This is a genomic window from Nocardiopsis sp. NPDC007018, from assembly GCF_040635075.1.
GTDB lineage: Bacteria > Actinomycetota > Actinomycetes > Streptosporangiales > Streptosporangiaceae > Nocardiopsis.
Genome location: NZ_JBEYHA010000024.1, coordinates 24,613 through 40,119, shown reverse-complemented (window position 1 = coordinate 40,119; position 15,507 = coordinate 24,613). Strand labels below are relative to the sequence as shown.

The following is a 15,507-nucleotide window of genomic DNA, read 5'->3' as shown; positions in this document are numbered from 1 at the left end:
TAGGATCACTGCCACGCGCGGGTTCCGGTGTTCTTGGCGACCCCTCTCCGCTGGCGTCCCGGCTCTCCCCCCTGCCTCGGCTCCCCCCTGCGGCGATCTTTCGGTCAGGATTCCGGCCTGCCCGCGTGTTTCTCCCGTTCGACCCCCGCCCTCCCCCGGACTCGGACGCGTGGCCCTGCTGGGTCGGTGTCCGGCCGTTGGCACGCCCAGCTGTCCGAACTCACCGAGATTGTCACGATGCCCGCTGACGAGAACTCCGCCGATCCCGGCGCGGACCACACACCAGACGAGAACTCCGAGTCCGCTTCCCCGCCTGGAGGGGGCACGACGGACTCCACCGAGCAGGACGCCGTCGAGCCGGACGCCGAGGAGCCTGACGTGAACAGGGACGAAGCGGAGGGGACCGGCCCCGACGAGACCGGTCCCACCGAACCGGAGCCGCACGCCGAATCCGCGGCGGGTGACGAGGTCGGCGAGCGCGAGACGAGTGCCGAGGGGGCGGTCCCCGGAGCGGAGCAGCCCGGTGACGGGGGCGACGCGCCGGAGACCGTGGTCATCGACGTCGACGCCCCGGTCGCGACCGGGGCGAAGAGCACCACGGCTGACTCCGACGGAACCGAGCCGAGGTCGGACGCCGCTGAGGCAGCCGACGGCGCCGGAGCCGCCGGGACCGACGACGAGCCCGGGGCCGCCGAGGGAGACGGGGAGGCTGACTCCAGCGGGGCCACCGGGACCGACGACGAGCCCGGGGCCGCCGAGGGAGACGGGGACGCTGACTCCAGCGGGGCCACCGACGCACCCGAGGACACGGACGACGCGACCACCGGAGCCGCTTCGGCCGCCGGTGCGGACGGCGCCCCGGACTCCGACGAGGACGCCGACACCCGACCCGGACCGGACGCCGCACCCGAGAACGCCGACGCGGCCGCCGCGACGTCGGCTCGGGGGAACAAGCGCAAGCGCAGCAGGCTGCGCCGGGTCGTCATGTGGACCTCCGCCTCCCTGGCGCTGATTCTGCTGGCCGGGGTGGGCACCGCCTACGCCTACTACTACTCGCTGCGTTCCGACATGGTGCAGCACGACATCGAGGCCCTGCTCAGCGACGAGGAGCGGCCCGACAAGATCAGCGACGCCGTCAACATCCTCTTCATCGGGTCGGACGGCTACGAGGAGGACAGCCCCGCGTACTCGACCGAGTTCGAGGGTGAGCGTTCCGACTCGCTGATGCTCGCGCACATCTCGCCCGACAACCGCGTCTCGGTGGTCAGCTTCCCGCGTGACTCACTGGTGCAGCTGCCCCAGTGCGAGGCCTACGGCCAGACCGAGGGCACCTACGGCTACTTCGGCATGATCAACGCCGCGATGTACCACGGCGGACCGCCCTGCGTGGTGCGGACCATCGAGTCGCTGACCGACATCCGGGTCGACCACTTCGTCCACCTGAGCTTCGCGAGTTTCCGCGACGTCGTGAACGCCATGGGCGGGGTGGACATGTGCATCCCCGAACCCATGCAGGACCGTCGTTCGAAGCTCGACCTCCCCGCCGGGGAGCAGACCCTCGACGGCGACCAGGCGCTGTCGTTCGTCCGGGCGCGCTACGACATCGGTGACGGCGGCGACATGGGGCGCATCGACCGGCAGCAGATGTTCCTGGCCGCGCTCGCCGACCAGGTGACCAGCAGTGACGTGTTGAGCAGCCCGAGCAAGCTCAACGGCATCCTCCAGGCGGTGGCCCAGCACAGTGCCACCGACCGTGAGCTGTCGTTGGACCGGATGCTGTCCATCGCCGTCACCATGGCGGACGTCGACCTGTCCGACATCGAGTTCCACACCGTGCCCTGGTACCAGGCGCCGTACGACCCCAACCGGGTGATGTGGCACGAGGCCGAGGCCGCCGAGCTGTTCTCCGCCGTGCGTGAGGACCGCCCGCTGCCCGCGCTCCTCGCCGACGACGCGCCCGGCCCGCAGGAGCACGTGATGGACGAGCCGACCCCGGTCGACCCCAGCCCCGAGGCGGGTGCGGGGGCCGCGTCTCCGTCTCCCTCGGCCCGCCCGGGCGAGGGCCGCGACGCCACGTCCAACCCGTGCCAGGACGGTCTCGGATTCGGCACCGGCGAGGAGGGCTGGTAGCCGATCCTCGGCGATGCGCCCCGGGACACAGGCGCGGAGGCCCCCGTCACCACTGGTGACGGGGGCCTCCTTCTGTGCCCCTGGCAGGGCGGGTGCCTCGGGCGGCGGGAACTCTGACGGTCCGCTGGTTCGTGCCGGGAAACCCCCACAGTCCCCACTGGCACCACGGTCAGCGGAAGCGGTTCCGCTCACCGCCCGAGGCGTGGTGCGCCCGCCACGACCGGCGGGCGCACGTTCGTGGGCCTACAGGCCGAGCGGGAGCTCGGCGGTCAGGTCACCGACGGGCAGGTCGTTGACGGGCAGCTGCCCGGTGGGCAGTTCGGAGGCGAGGGGCAGCGGGGCGACCTCGGGCTGGCCCAGCTCGGGCAGCCCCTGGACGTCGACCAGGCTGCCGCCGGTGGTCTCGGTGGCCCCACCGGCCACGTCGACGATGTCGCTGGCCCCCATCGAGCCGACCTTCTCGCCGAGGCCGCTCACTCCGTGCAGGCCGCCGTCCAGGGCCGGGTCGACGAGCTCCAGGCCCTCGACGCCGGACATCGGCAGGGTCTCCTCGACTCCCAGTCCGCTGACCGCGCCGCGGACGTCGGCCACGGTGTCCGTGACGGCGTCCTCGGCGGCGCCCACCACCTGGAGCTCCGCGGGGGCGGACATCGGCAGGGTGTTCTTGACGTCCCTGGGCAGCAGGGTGGTGAGCCCGCCGGTGAGGTCGGCGTTCTCACCGGCGTCGAGGCCGACCGGGTCGCTCATCGGAACGGTCTCACCGAGCTGGCGGACGTCCAGGTCGTCCAGGCCGACCACGTCGAGACCGGGCTCGTGCAGGCCGCTCTTGGCGCGGCCGCCCAGCTCGGTGACGGTGTCGTCGACGACGGCGGTCCCCCCGGCGAGGTCGACGGGAGCGCTCAGCGGCAGGGTCTGGTCGCCGCCAAGGCCACCACCGAGGCTGTCGAGCAGGCCGGTTCCGCCGAGCAGCATGGAGATCGGGTCGACCGCGCCGCCGGCCTCGCTGAGCGGCAGGGTGTCGGTGGCGGTGCCGAGGTCGAGCGGGCCGACGTTACCGGCGTTGTCCCCGCCGGTGGTGATCGGGGTGTTGGTGGAGAGGGCGTCGCTGGAGACGGTGTCGCCGACCACGGTGCCCACGGGGTCGCTCTGGCCGGACTGGTGCTGGAGCTCGGGCTGGGCGGAGATCTCGCCGGGCTCGACCTTGACCAGGTCGCCGAGCGGGGTGGAGACGCCTTCGGTCAGGGCGCTGGGGACCTGGGTGCCGAGGTCGCCCAGGGGGAGCTGGTCCGTGACACCGCCGAGCGTGTCCGCCCCGGCGACGCCGGCGCCGAGGGCGACGAATCCGGCGGTCCCGGCGGCCAGCAGGAGGGTCCGAGCAGAGGTACGGGCGGTGTGGAACATGAGAGTCCTTCCGGGGTGAGCGTGTGTTCTGTTCGCGGGGGCGCGACGGAGCGGGTGTCGTGCCCCGTCGCGTCGGACCTTCTCCCTGGCCGGGGGCGTCGGTCCTGAGGTGGTGCGGGCGAGCTCTCCGGTCGGCGAACCCGTGCGTCCCTGGTGGGGGCGAGTGGGTTCGATCCGGATTCAGTCGGTCGGTCTGGCGGACCACCGGCTGACGTGAACCTCGCGTTCGAGGTGCGGGGTTCACGTCAACCCCCAGAAGGTCACCGAGTGTTGGTGCCGCTGGGACGGGTGTGGCTGGAGAAGCCGTGCCGGGTTGGTCGCGTGCGGCGCGGGACGCTCAGGGCGTGCGGCGCGGGACGCGGTCCGGTGGTCCGCTAGTCCGGAGAGAAGGTCGGCTCGTCCGCGGAGTCGGCGGGGGCCGAGCGCAGGACGTGCCGGGCGGCCTCGAACAGGCCGGGGGCGGGCGCCGGGGCGCCGGTGACGGGCAGGAACCCGGCGACGGCGGGCGCGGCGGGGGCCCCGCCGGAAGCGGGGGCGGTGCCGCCCGCGATGGCGGTGGGCGACTCGGCGGAGCGGGGGGCGGTGTCCATGGCCCGGTCGCGGTCGTCGGAGTCGGTGGCCGGGGACTCGGCGGTGCCGTGTTCCCGCGCCTCGACCAGGGCCCGCGCGGCGGGCGGCTGGGCGTGCGCGTCCCGCTCCTGCGACGCCTGGGCGTCCGGCTCTCGGGTGTTCCCGCCCTGGTCGGCGGGGGTCTCGTCTTCGGTGCCCGAGACGGGTTCGGTAACCCGGGCGGGATCGGTGGAGACCAGTTCGGTCAGGTGGTCGGGGTGCGCGAGGGAGGTCTCCCTCACCGCGTCCCGGACCTGCTGAACGGGAACGGAGGCCTCGGCCTCGACCGCGCGGGCGGCCTCGGAGGCCCCGCCCACCGCACCCGTGGCGTGCCGGGTGGCGTGTTCGCCCACGCTGGTGACCGCGCCGCCGAGGGAACCCCCGAGCGACTCGGTGCCCGACATCAGTCCGGAACCGCCCACCACACCGGAGGTGAGGGGGTTGTCGGCTCCGGGCAGCTCGGAGGAGTGCGCGGGGGCGGCCCAGGCGAGCCACACGGTGAAGAGGATGCCGGTGAGCAGTCCGGCGAGCGTGAGGGCCCGCCGGAGTGGTTCCGGGCACACGGCGGGACGGACGCCTGTGGCGCCGACCGTACCGTGGTATCCAGACACCGGGGGCTTCCTTCCGCCGTGTGAGCCGGTCCGCTCCGATGGGGCACGGGAGGGACGAGCGGGCTCGTGGGGTTCGTGTGATCGTCACCCCGGAACGAGGGGGTGCGAGGGGCTGGGCGCGAGGTCACAGAATGCCTTCCTGCGCCGACTGACCGTGACGTTAGCATGAATTGCCGGGCCGCTGTCCTCGATTCCCGGGGAATTCTCCGTCCCTCGAACAAGCTTCCTAACTGCAAGATGTGGCAAACCGGGAAAAAACCAACGACAATTCGAGTATTAGCCCTCAACCCCTCAACGGCTCTGCGGAGGTTGAACCACACATGACCAAGATCCCCCAGAGCCACCGGTGGTCCCCGAAGTCCCTGGACGAGCTCATCTCGGAGGTGCACTCCCAGATGAACCCGGGGCTTTCCGCCCAGGGGAGGATGCACTCACTGCTCCAAGCCGTCCTGGACATCGGTGGTGACCTGGATCTGGCGACCGTACTCCGACGGCTCACCGAGGCCGCCGCGCACCTGGCCGAGGCCAGGTTCGCCGGGCTGGGCGTGATCGGCGAGGACGGCGGTTTCACCGAGTTCATCCCGGTCGGGTTCACCCGGGCGCAGGCCGAACGCATCGGCCGGTTCCCGCACGGCAAGGGAGTGCTGGGCACCCCCTCGTTCGAGCAGGCCACCCTCCGGCTGGCGGACCTGCGCGACCACCCCGACTTCGGCGGTTTCCCGGAGGGCCACCCCCGGATGTCGAGCTTCCTGGGCGTACCGATCCAGGTGCGCGGCGAGGTGTTCGGCAACCTCTACCTGACCGAGAAGGAGAACGGCGGGGAGTTCGACGAGGAGGACGAGACCATCGTGACGGCGCTGGCCACCGCGGCCGGTGTGGCGATCGAGAACGCCCGCCTCTACGAGGAGACCCGGCTGCGGGAGCGCTGGCTGGCCGCCTCCACGGAGATCACCACACGGCTGCTCTCGGGGTCGGACGGTGACGAGGTGCTGGCCTACCTGGCCGCCCAGGCCAGGGAGATCGCCCGCGCCGACACCGCCGTGGTGATGCTGCCGGACCCGCACGCGCGCGGGCACCTGTTCGCGGAGATCGCCGACGGGCCGATCGCCCAGGAGATTCTCGGCACCCCGGTGGAGATCCAGGACTCCGCGTGCGGGCAGGTGTACGCGTCGGGCGAGGCCGTGGCCATCCCGGACCTGCGCCAGGCGAACTGCCCCATGCTCACCCACCGCGGCTACGGACCCGGCCTGCTGGTGCCGCTGGGCACCCCCGGCAACACGCGGGGGGTACTGCTGCTCGGCAAACTGTCCGACCGCGCGCCGTTCGACTCCAACATACGGAGGATGCTCAACGCGTTCTCGGTCCAGGCGGGGGTGGCGTTGGAGCTGGCCGAGGCCCGGCGGGACAGCGAGCGGATCGTGGTCCTGGAGGAGCGGGACCGGATCGCCAAGGACCTGCACGACGTGGTGATCCAACGGCTGTTCGCGTCGGCGATGACCCTCATGAGCACGGTGCGGCTGATCGACTCGACGGAGGCCGAGGAGCGCGTCCAGCGCACCATCGACGAGCTGGACGGCACGATCCGTGAGATCAGGTCGACCATCTTCGACCTCCAGCACCCGCCGAGCAGGCGCGACACCTCGCTGCGGGAGCAGATCCTGCGGTTGTCGGAGAACACCGCGCACAGCCTGGGCTGCCACCCGGGGGTGAGCCTGGACGGCCCGATCGACGCGTCCGTGCCCGACGAGGTCGGTGAACAACTGCTGGCCGTTCTGGGTGAGGGGCTGACCAACGTCGCCCGGCACGCGCGGGCCACGGAGGTGCACGTCTCGGTGACGGTGGAGGAGCGGTCGGCCACGGGCCGCCCCACCGCCCTCACGCTGACGGTGACCGACAACGGGGTGGGGCTGCCCGAGGGCGGCCGCCGCAGCGGTCTGCGCAACCTGGAACAGCGGGCCCAGGCCCTGGGCGGCGGGTTCAGCGCGGGCCGGGGCGAGGACGGCGGCACCGTGCTGGTGTGGCGGGTGCCGGTGCCGGAGTCCGAACCGATCGGTTGAGACCGGCGGCGGACCGGCCCCGGGCCTGGGAGGCCGGTCCGCCTGAGCCGGGTGCGGGGGGCTGGCCCCCGGCGGGACAGGTCCGCCGGGGCCGGGACGGGCGAGGGCTGACGGGCCCCGCTCAGGCCGTGCCGAGCGCCTCCGTGGGGTGCTGGGCGGCGGCCCGCAGCGCGGGCACGATCCCGGCAACCGCGCCGATCACGATGGTCGCGACCACCGCGCCCGCCCCCGCCCACCAGGGCAGGGCGACCGGCCAGCCGCGCAGCAGCGCGTACCCGGCCGTCGCGACGGCGCCCAGCACCACCCCGAACACGCCGCCCAACGCGGAGAGCGCCATCGCCTCCACCAGGAACTGTCCCCGGATGTCGCGGCGGGTGGCGCCCAGGGCGCGCCGCAGCCCGATCTCGCCCCGGCGTTCCAGCACGGAGATGACCATGGTGTTGGCCACCCCCACCCCACCCACGAGCAGGGCCACCCCACCCAGGCCCAGCAGCAGCCCCTGGAAGGTCTGGTCCGCGGCCTGCTGCGCCTCCAGCGCGTCCGAAGGCCGGGACACCTTCACCTCGTTCGGTTTCTCGGGGTTGGCGTTGCGGCCCACGTCGTCGCGCACCCGCTCCACCTGCGCCGGGTCGACCCGCACGTACACGGTGGAGGCCTCCCCCTCGGCCCCGAGCACCTCCTCGGCGACGTTCTGGCCGACCAGCGCCGCGTTGTCGAGCTCCGGCGCGAGCTCGGCCCGCTCCAGGACTCCGACCACGGAGAAGTAGGTGTCGCCGATGAGCACCAGGGTGTCCGGGGTGATCCGCTCGACGCCCAGGCGCCGGGCCGCCGAGGCGCCGAGGACGACCGCCGGGTGGTCGGAGGTGGCCTCGTTCAGCCAGGTGCCCTCGCCCACCCGCGCGCGGACGGCCTCCACCAGGTCGAGGTCGACCCCGTAGGTGGTGATTCCGCCCGACTCGCCGCGCGGCACGAGGTCGCTCCGGTAGACGTTGGCGCCGCTCACCTGCTCGACCTGCGAGGTGTGCTCGACCTCCGGCATCCGGTCGATCCGGCCCCGAGCCTCCGGAGGGAGTGTGGCGTCTCCGCCGAAGAGGTCGCTGCCGGGGGCGACGGTCACCAGGTTGGTGCCCAACCGGGCGATCCGCTGGTCCAGTTCGGCCTGGCCGGAGGAGGAGACGCCCACGACGGCGACCATCGCGGCGATCCCGATGGCGATGCCCAGGGCGGAGAGGACGACGCGGGTGGGCCGGGCGCGCAGCCCGCTCGACCCGGTGCGCAGCCGGTCGGGCAGCGAGAGGCGGGCGGGGCGCAGCGGTGTCCTCCGGTCGCGCCACCGTTGGAGAGGGGTTCTCACCGCTCCGCCTCCGCCCGTCGCCGGGTCCGCCCCGGTGGGTCGGCGGTCTGGGGTGCTTCGGGGCCCTCGGGGGTTTCCGGGGACTCCGGGGCCTCGGTGGCGCGCGCAACGGCAGAGGAACCAGAGACTCCCGGGACACCTGGGCCGCTGGTGAGACCGGTGACCCCTGGGGCGCCCGCGCCCGAGTCGGACACCACCCGGCCGTCGCGCACCTCGACCCGGCGCGGCAGCGAGGCGGCCAGCTCACGGTCGTGGGTGATCACCACGACCGTCACCCCGTCCTCGTTCAGCTCTCCCAGCACCCGCATCACGGCCTCACCCGAGGCGGTGTCCAGGGCCCCGGTGGGTTCGTCGGCCAGGAGCAGCGGCGGCGATCCCACGACGGCGCGGGCGATCGCCACCCGCTGTTTCTGTCCACCGGAGAGTTCGTGCGGCCGGTGCCGGGCCCGGTCCGCCAGCCCCACCCGTTCCAGTGCCCGGTGGGCCCGGCGCAGCCGTTCCCTGAAGGGCGCCCCGGAGTACAGGAGTCCGTCCGCCACGTTGTCCACGGCCCGCACGTTGGGCGCGAGGTGGAACTGCTGGAACACGAACCCGATCCTCCGCGCCCGCAGCGCGGCGAGCTGGTCGTCCGACAGGGACCCGACGTCGTGATCGAACACGCGCACGGTTCCTGCCGTCGGGGCGTCCAGGGTGCCGAGCAGGTTGAGCAGGGTGGACTTTCCCGAACCGGAGGGGCCGACGATCGCGAGCAGCTCCCCCCGTTCCACACGCAGGTCCACCCCGTCCAGCGCCCGCACTCCGCCCGGATAGTGGCGGCTCACCCCGGTGAACTCCACGGCGGTCATTCGGGGACCACCACCTCGGTGCCCGCGTCGATGCCGTCACCGGTCACCTCCACCAGGCCGTCGGAGAACCAGCCGGTCTCCACGGGGACGTCGCGCACCGTCCCGTCGCCGCCGACCACCGACATCCCGTATCCGCCGCCGGAGAGGGCGATGAGCGCGCCCACCGGTGCGGCGAGCACGTCCTCGCGGGAGTCCCCCCGCGCGCGGATCTTGACCGGCGCCCGGTCGAGGAAGTCCTCGGCCCCCTCACCGTCCTCGTCCAGGGCCACCAGTACCTCCACGGTCGGTGTGCCCTCTCCACCCGTGCCCGCCTCGTCCTCCTCGACCTTGGCGACGTCGGCCACGGACTCCACCTCGCCGGTGACCGTCCCGCCTCCGGGCATCTCCACGGTGACCTCGTCGCCCTCGTTCAGGAGGTCGCGGTCGCCCACCTTGAGGTCGACCCTGACCACACGGCGGGTGGACGCGGTGGTGAGCAGGGGCGTGGCCGGGGCCACGTTCTCGCCCACCGCCGCTTCGTGTCCGGTCACCCGGACCGGGCCGGAGGTGTACCAGATCTGGTCCGGCCCGACGGTGCCGGTGACCTCCATGCCGTCGGTGTCCCGCTGCCAGCGCTTCACGGCCTCGGCGGTGAGCCACGTGTACTCGTCGTCGACGGTGAACCCGCCGTACCCGAGCTCGGCGAGGGCCTGCTCGAACTGGCGCACGTCCGGCCCCTTGGAACCGGGTTCCAGTGTGCGGTAGGCGGGTGTGTCGCCCCGCAGCAGGATGACGGGGCGGCCGTCGACCTCCCAGACGCGCTGTCCGGCGGAGCGTTCGGTGCCCTCCTCGGGGAGCCAGGTGAGCACGCCGTCCGAGCGCGAGAAGAACGAACCGCCGACCGCGTAGCCGAGGGTGCCGTCCAGCCGTTCCTCCCGGAGCAGGGTGGTGCGTTCGACGGTGGCGGTGGCCGCCGGTGCCGTCGGTGTCTCCTCCTTGGGGCCCTGCGGCCAGCCCCAGACCGTGACCGCGGCTCCCGCGCACAGCACCGCGAGGGTCGCCAGTGCCGCGGCCAACCAGACGAAGCCGCGGCCGCGGCGACGGCGGGGGCGTTCCGCGTCGTCGGTCTCCTCCGGAAGGAGTTCGCTGTCCGTGCTCACGAGTCGCCCTCGGCCTCCAGCTCGACCACACCCCCGGATTCGGCGTCGTCCGCGCCGGTGCAGGCACTGACCGCCGCCATGTGCTCGTCGTCGTCGGGGTCGATCGGGATCGCCAGGCCCATGCCGCGTTCGGGGTCCTCGATGTCGATGCCGTGTTCCCGCAGGCACTCGGCGATCCGGAGGTCGGCCTCGAACCGTTCCTCGTCGGTGAGGGGGTCCTCGTCCACGGGCAGGAGGGCGTCGCACTCCTCCATGGCCGCCAGCATCTCGTCGTCGGGTTCCTCCAGGGCGGGGAGGGCGATCATGCCGCCGTCCGGGTCGGGGTCGGGCATGTCGAAACCGGCGTCGCGCATGCAGGCGGCGTAGTCCAGCATCGCCTCCTCCATGGTCTTCTCGGAGGAGGCCTCCGAGTCGGCCGCGTCGTCCTCGCCGAGTACCCCGCAGCCGGTGGCCAACAGCCCGGCGGTCGCCGTGGCCACGGTTATGAGGGTCAGTGAGCGCATGTGGTCCTCCTGGTGCGGGCGCCGGTTCCGTGGGCGCCCTGGTCGGTGCACGACACATGTCAGCCGGGGCCCGGTTAGCCGGTGGTTAGGGTCCCGTGGTCTGTGCGGTCGCCCGTTCGCGCGGTGGTGGCGGGGTTAACCTCGGCCTAACCGGGCGGTCGATAGTGCTGGTCGGTCGGGACTTCCGGCGACCGGTTCGGGGCGAGGGGAACGCATGCGCATTCTGGTGGTGGAGGACGAGCCGGATCTGGCGGAGACCGTGGCCGAGGGGCTGCGCGGTGAGGGCATGGCCGTGGACGTGTGCCACGACGGCGACACCGGTCTGGAGATGGCCTCCGTGCACGACTACGACGTGGTGGTGCTGGACCGCGACCTCCCCGTCCTGCACGGCGACCAGGTGTGTCTGCGGATCGCCGAGGACCCCGGCGTGCAGGCCCGGGTGCTGATGCTCACGGCAGCTGGCGGGCTGGAGGACCGGGTGGACGGGCTCGACCTGGGCGCCGACGACTACCTGGCCAAGCCCTTCGCGTACCTGGAACTGGTGGCGCGGGTGCGGGCCCTGGGGCGGCGGGCGCGTCCGGCGGCGCCGCCCACTCTCAGTAGGGCGGGGCTGGTGCTGGACACCACGCGGCGGACCGCGACCCGGGACGGGCGGGCGCTCTCGCTCTCCCCCAAGGAGCTGGGGGTGCTGGAGGAGCTGTTGCGCGCCGACGGTGCGCCGGTGGCCGCGACCCACCTGATCGAGAAGGTGTGGGACGCCCATCTGGACCCGTTCAGCGGGGTGCTCAAGGTGGTGGTGCACGGGTTGCGCCGCAAGCTCGGCGCGCCTCCGGTGATCGAGACCGTGCCCGGTCACGGCTACCGGATCTGACGTGCCCGCCGCGACCGCCCCCGGAGCGGGGCCCGGGGCCGCCCACCGTACGGCCCGGCGTTGGCTGGGCCGGTTCACCGGCCTGACCCTGCGTACGAAGCTGGCCCTCGTCTACACGGGGGTCTTCGCTCTCGGCGGCGCGCTGCTGCTCGCCGCCAACTACGCGATGGTCTCCGCGAGTCTGGAGCTGCGGGGGGTCGAGTTGTCGATGACGGCGGCGCTGCCCACCGACGATCCGGCGCGGACCCTCGTCGTTCCGGCCCCCACCGTTCCGGCTCCGACCGGGGAGAGGGCTCCGGCCGGGGAGTCGGCTCCGGCCACCGATTGGGCGGCGACCGAGGCCGAGCCCCTGGCTCTCCTGGTGGACGACTACCAGACGGGTGTGTTGTCGGATCTGCTCGTCAACTCGGCGCTGATCCTGGCGGGTGTCACCCTGTTGGCGGCGCTGGCCGGGTGGGTGATCGCGGGCGGGCCGCTCCGGCGCCTGCACCGGGTGACCGATGCGGCGCGCACCCTGTCCGAGCACGACCTGCACAGCAGGCTCGACCTGAGAGGCCCCGAGGACGAGTTCCGCGAGCTGGGCGACACCTTCGACGGGATGTTGTCGCGGTTGGAGCGGGCGTTCGACTCGCAGCGCCGGTTCGTCTCCAACGCTTCGCACGAGCTGCGCACGCCGTTGTCGGTGCAGCGCGCGGCGCTGGAGGTGCCGCTGGCCCAGGACAGGGTTCCCGAGGACCTGTGGCCGGCCTTCCGGCGAGCGCTGGATTCGGTGGCGCGCAGTGAGGCGCTGATCAGCGGGCTGCTGTTGTTGGCGCGGTCTGATCGCGGGTTGGCGCGGACCGAGGTGGTGGACCTGGCCGCGGTGGCGGTGAACGTGGTCGGCCAGCAGGCGGGGGCGGCCGAGGAGGAGGGGGTCGACCTGCGCCTGGACGTGGAGCCCGCTCCGGCGGACGGCGACCCCGTGCTGTTGGAGCACCTGGTGCGCAACCTGGTGGAGAACGCCGTCCGGTACAACGCCGACGACGGGTGGGTGGAGGTGCGTGTGCGCACGGCGGCGGGGCGCACGGTGTTGCGGGTGACCAACTCCGGGCCGGAGGTGGGTGACGCGGAGGAGTTGTTCGAGCCCTTCCACCGTGGTGACGCGGTTCGGCTGCACCGGAGGAGGCCCGGGAGCGGGTTGGGGTTGTCCATCGTTCGTTCGATCGCGACGGCGCACGGTGCCCGGGCCACGGCGAGGGCGCGGCCGGATGGCGGGCTGGTCGTCACCGTGGGGTTCCCGGAGCTGTGACCGGTGCGGGGCGCGGGTCGGTCGTCGAAGCGTTGGCGTGCCTGACGTGGGTGGGGACGCTACGGCGACGGAAAGGGAGCTGTGACGAAACTACGTAACGAAAACGAACCCCGGCCAGAAACGCGATCCGGAGGGCGGGGGCCGTAACGTTTCTCGGACGGGTTGTCCACAGGCTGGGGACAAAGCGCGCTCGGCGCACCCTGTCGCCCCCGCTCCCGGTAGTGAGGCGGCGCGCGGGCGGACGGGTGGGCGCGGTGGTGATGACGGTGAGGCCGGGGCGAGGTCTGATGCCCGACGACTCGCGCGACGAGCCTCGGCGGCAGTGGATGCGCGGGTCACGAGACCAATCCCCGCGCGCGGGGATGGCCCCGACCGGCCCTCTTCGACGCGGGCGATGATGTGCTGCCCCTCGCGCACGCGAGGTGGCGCGGGGCCCGGTGTGTGCCGGGCCCCGCTTGTGGTTGTCGGGTTAGATCGGGATGCCGATGTCGGGGGCCAGGCTCGCTCCGAGGGTTTCCATGGCGGTCTGTCCGAGGAGGAGGGTGGCTGCGAGGGCGGTGGCGGGCCAGCCCCACCAGCGGCGGGGTGCACGGTGACGGCCCCGGGTGCGGACCGGTTCCGGCAACTCGACTCGGGCTTCGCGGGCCTTCTGTTCGCGGTGTTGACGGGCGACCTTGACCCAGTGCGGCACCGGTCCGTGTTGGAGCATGTACGCGACCCGGGGGTTGCCGTCCATCTGACGGAGCAGTCGTTCCTGTCGGGCCTGGTGAGTCTCCTCCCAGGGCATCTCCGATCGGGAAGCTTCCGCCTGGGGTGCCTTCGCCTGGGGTGCCTTCGTCGGAACCGGGAGGGCCCGGTGCGGGCGCCCGGCTGGTCGGGTGAAGCGGTGGCCTCGGGGTGCGGTCAGGACCGACCGCACCTGAGCGCTGATGTGCTCCGTCATCGGGTGCCCCCAGTAGCGGCCAAGGCCGGGAGGGTGAACTCGGCCCAGGTGACGGTGCCCAGCCCCTCGCAGAAGGGGAAGTCCAGCACCGGCCGGAACCCCCACCGGGACGCGAGGTGCCCGACCATCAGCAGGCCCCGTCCGCGTTCGGCCTCCTCCCAGTCCTTGCGGGTGCGCCTGCGCGGAACCTTCGGGATGGAGTCCACGATGGTGTCCGTCCTGGTGCCGTCGTCGATGATCGACACCCTCACCAGGCCCGGGACCGGTGCTTCCAGGGTGCGGACCACCCTGCCGTCCGGGTCTTGGCCGGAGCGGGAGTGCTCGCAGGCGTTGGCGAACATCTCGCTGGTACACAGCACCATCTCTTCGCGCACCTCGGCCGGTACCCCGGTCATGCGGGTGAGGTCGGTGTTCAGGTCGGAGCGGACCTGGCTGGTGTGGGAGAGGTGTCCGGGGTAGACCCGGCACTCCCACCGGGACTCAGCCGGGGGAGGGTTGTTCGTGTGGTTGAGGGCGTGGGTGTGCGGCACAATGGCCATGTCGGCAATCTCTTCTCTTGAAGGTGGTTGGTTGTCGGCCTGCTCTGGGGGTGTTGGCTCACCCGCCAGAGCTTTTTTCGTGAACGCCTTGGTCAGGCTTCAGGCGGCGGTTGGGGGTTCCGGGTCGTCCTGGTGGTCGGCGCGGTGGCGGTGAGCCAGCAGGCGGAACAGTTCGGTGCGGGTGGGGGCGGTGATCCTCTCGAAGGGGTCGCCCTCACCCACCCAGCCCAGGGGGCGTCGGCCTACGAACACCTCGTTGGGGGGTGTGCCTTCGATGGTCGTCACCCAGTGGGTGTGCAGCAGTTCGGACAGTTCGCGTTCGAGGACTGGGAGCGTCTGGGTGGGGTTGTGTTGCTTCGGCACCGATCCCGGGACCGGCCTGTTGCCGGGTATCCGGGTGGGTGCGGGGTAGTCGTGTACGGCCTGGTCGATCAACTGCATGGCCCGTTCGGCGTCGCCTTCCTCCCGGGCGATCCGCAGCGCCTCCAGCACGAGAGGCATGCGGTTGCGGAGGGTGTGGTTGTGCCACACGTCCTCCTGCGCGGGAGTCAGATACTCGGGAGCAGTCAGGGCGTTTTCAGCGCTTTCGAGCAGGTCCCTGGTGTCGATGTCCAACATCAGCACTCCACCTCATCCTTGCGACGCGGCTCGACGACCTCGGGGTGCTCGGGGTCATCGGTGTCTTCGGTGTCGATCTGCATCCACGGGTTCTCGGTCAGGTCGTAGGCCAGGAAGAACCACACCTGCCGGAACTTCGGGTCCCCGTTGTCTCCCCACCGATCCGCAAGAGCGTCGATCAGCGCCAACCCCCGACCCGTCGCAGTTCCGGCTTCGATGTCCTCGAACGTGGCGGCGGTGAAGTTGCCCTTCTCCTGCGGGAGGCGGCTGCCCTGGTCGCGGCAGATCAACGTCATCCCCTTCGCACCCCGATCCACCGTCAAGGTGTAGGTGCTTCCGCGTTCGCTGGACCTGCTGTGAGCGATGGCGTTGTTCGCCAACTCGCTGCCCAGGAGGGTGAACAGGAACTGGTACTCCTCGCACCGCTCCGCCGCGCTGGTGTCCAGAAACGCGCGGACCAGGGGCATGAGTCCGGGGAGCCCGGCGAAGGAGTACTGCCGCTTGCGGTAAGGCGGGCCGACGGTGCGGGAGAAGTAGTGGGAGTGGAACGGCTTGATGAAACTCGCCACCGGAGCCACCACCTCACGGCGAGCAAGCTC

At 72.2% G+C, this 15,507-nt stretch carries 14 protein-coding genes; 4 read left to right on the top strand and 10 right to left on the bottom strand.

Annotated features, from left to right (window positions below; all coding sequences use genetic code 11):
* Positions 1-237: 237 nt before the first annotated feature.
* Entirely contained in the window at positions 238-2,130 is a 1,893-nt protein-coding gene (locus ABZ635_RS15545; RefSeq protein ID WP_357764819.1) for an LCP family protein, read from the top strand.
* 243 nt (positions 2,131-2,373) lie between these two features.
* On the opposite strand, the gene ABZ635_RS15540 is transcribed toward ABZ635_RS15545, so the two are convergent.
* Both ABZ635_RS15540 and ABZ635_RS15535 read right to left on the bottom strand, forming a co-directional pair.
* Positions 2,374-3,531 (bottom strand): hypothetical protein, encoded by a 1,158-nt coding sequence (locus ABZ635_RS15540; protein ID WP_357764817.1) that lies wholly within the window; start codon positions 3,529-3,531, stop codon positions 2,374-2,376.
* Positions 3,532-3,905: 374 nt separating this feature from the next.
* On the bottom strand, positions 3,906-4,751 hold the full coding sequence (locus ABZ635_RS15535; RefSeq protein ID WP_357764814.1) for a hypothetical protein: 846 nt from the start codon (positions 4,749-4,751) through the stop codon (positions 3,906-3,908).
* A 320-nt stretch (positions 4,752-5,071) separates the two neighbouring features.
* Between ABZ635_RS15535 and ABZ635_RS15530 the strand changes: the two genes are divergently transcribed.
* On the top strand, positions 5,072-6,808 hold the full coding sequence (locus tag ABZ635_RS15530; protein ID WP_357764811.1) for a GAF domain-containing protein: 1,737 nt from the start codon (positions 5,072-5,074) through the stop codon (positions 6,806-6,808).
* A 121-nt stretch (positions 6,809-6,929) separates the two neighbouring features.
* Here ABZ635_RS15530 and ABZ635_RS15525 read toward each other — a convergent pair whose 3' ends face one another.
* From ABZ635_RS15525 to ABZ635_RS15510, 4 genes are read right to left on the bottom strand one after another with little or no spacing between them, the layout of a single operon-like run.
* Complete coding sequence (locus ABZ635_RS15525) at positions 6,930-8,162, bottom strand: ABC transporter permease (protein ID WP_357764808.1); 1,233 nt, start codon at positions 8,160-8,162, stop codon at positions 6,930-6,932.
* Positions 8,159-9,007, bottom strand: coding sequence for an ABC transporter ATP-binding protein (locus tag ABZ635_RS15520; RefSeq protein ID WP_357764805.1), 849 nt, complete (start codon positions 9,005-9,007; stop codon positions 8,159-8,161). The genes ABZ635_RS15525 and ABZ635_RS15520 overlap by 4 nt, the downstream gene beginning before the upstream one ends.
* Positions 9,004-10,146 carry a peptidoglycan-binding protein gene (locus ABZ635_RS15515; protein ID WP_357764803.1) on the bottom strand — a complete coding sequence of 381 codons (1,143 nt, stop codon included), beginning with the start codon at positions 10,144-10,146 and terminating at the stop codon, positions 9,004-9,006. Before ABZ635_RS15515 ends, ABZ635_RS15520 begins: the two co-directional genes overlap by 4 nt.
* Positions 10,143-10,649 (bottom strand): hypothetical protein, encoded by a 507-nt coding sequence (locus ABZ635_RS15510; protein WP_357764800.1) that lies wholly within the window; start codon positions 10,647-10,649, stop codon positions 10,143-10,145. Before ABZ635_RS15510 ends, ABZ635_RS15515 begins: the two co-directional genes overlap by 4 nt.
* A gap of 214 nt (positions 10,650-10,863) precedes the next feature.
* On the opposite strand from ABZ635_RS15510, the gene ABZ635_RS15505 reads away from it, so the two are divergent.
* Together ABZ635_RS15505 and ABZ635_RS15500 are read left to right on the top strand one after the other, a co-directional pair.
* A complete protein-coding gene (locus ABZ635_RS15505; RefSeq protein WP_357764797.1) occupies positions 10,864-11,520 on the top strand; it encodes a response regulator transcription factor in 657 nt (218 codons plus the stop codon).
* Between the two features lies 1 nt (position 11,521).
* Positions 11,522-12,808 (top strand): ATP-binding protein, encoded by a 1,287-nt coding sequence (locus ABZ635_RS15500; RefSeq protein ID WP_357764795.1) that lies wholly within the window; start codon positions 11,522-11,524, stop codon positions 12,806-12,808.
* A 469-nt stretch (positions 12,809-13,277) separates the two neighbouring features.
* Here the strand turns inward: ABZ635_RS15500 and ABZ635_RS15495 are convergent, their stop codons facing one another.
* The 4 genes from ABZ635_RS15495 to ABZ635_RS15480 all read right to left on the bottom strand — a co-directional run bounded on the left by ABZ635_RS15495 (position 13,278) and on the right by ABZ635_RS15480 (position 15,477).
* Positions 13,278-13,595, bottom strand: coding sequence for a hypothetical protein (locus ABZ635_RS15495; RefSeq protein ID WP_357764793.1), 318 nt, complete (start codon positions 13,593-13,595; stop codon positions 13,278-13,280).
* Positions 13,596-13,747: 152 nt separating this feature from the next.
* Positions 13,748-14,290 carry an ATP-binding protein gene (locus tag ABZ635_RS15490; RefSeq protein ID WP_357764791.1) on the bottom strand — a complete coding sequence of 181 codons (543 nt, stop codon included), beginning with the start codon at positions 14,288-14,290 and terminating at the stop codon, positions 13,748-13,750.
* 99 nt (positions 14,291-14,389) lie between these two features.
* Positions 14,390-14,908: a hypothetical protein gene (locus ABZ635_RS15485; protein WP_357764789.1), complete on the bottom strand. Its 519-nt coding sequence runs from the start codon at positions 14,906-14,908 to the stop codon at positions 14,390-14,392.
* A complete protein-coding gene (locus ABZ635_RS15480; RefSeq protein WP_357764786.1) occupies positions 14,908-15,477 on the bottom strand; it encodes an ATP-binding protein in 570 nt (189 codons plus the stop codon). The genes ABZ635_RS15485 and ABZ635_RS15480 overlap by 1 nt, the downstream gene beginning before the upstream one ends.
* Positions 15,478-15,507: the final 30 nt, after the last annotated feature.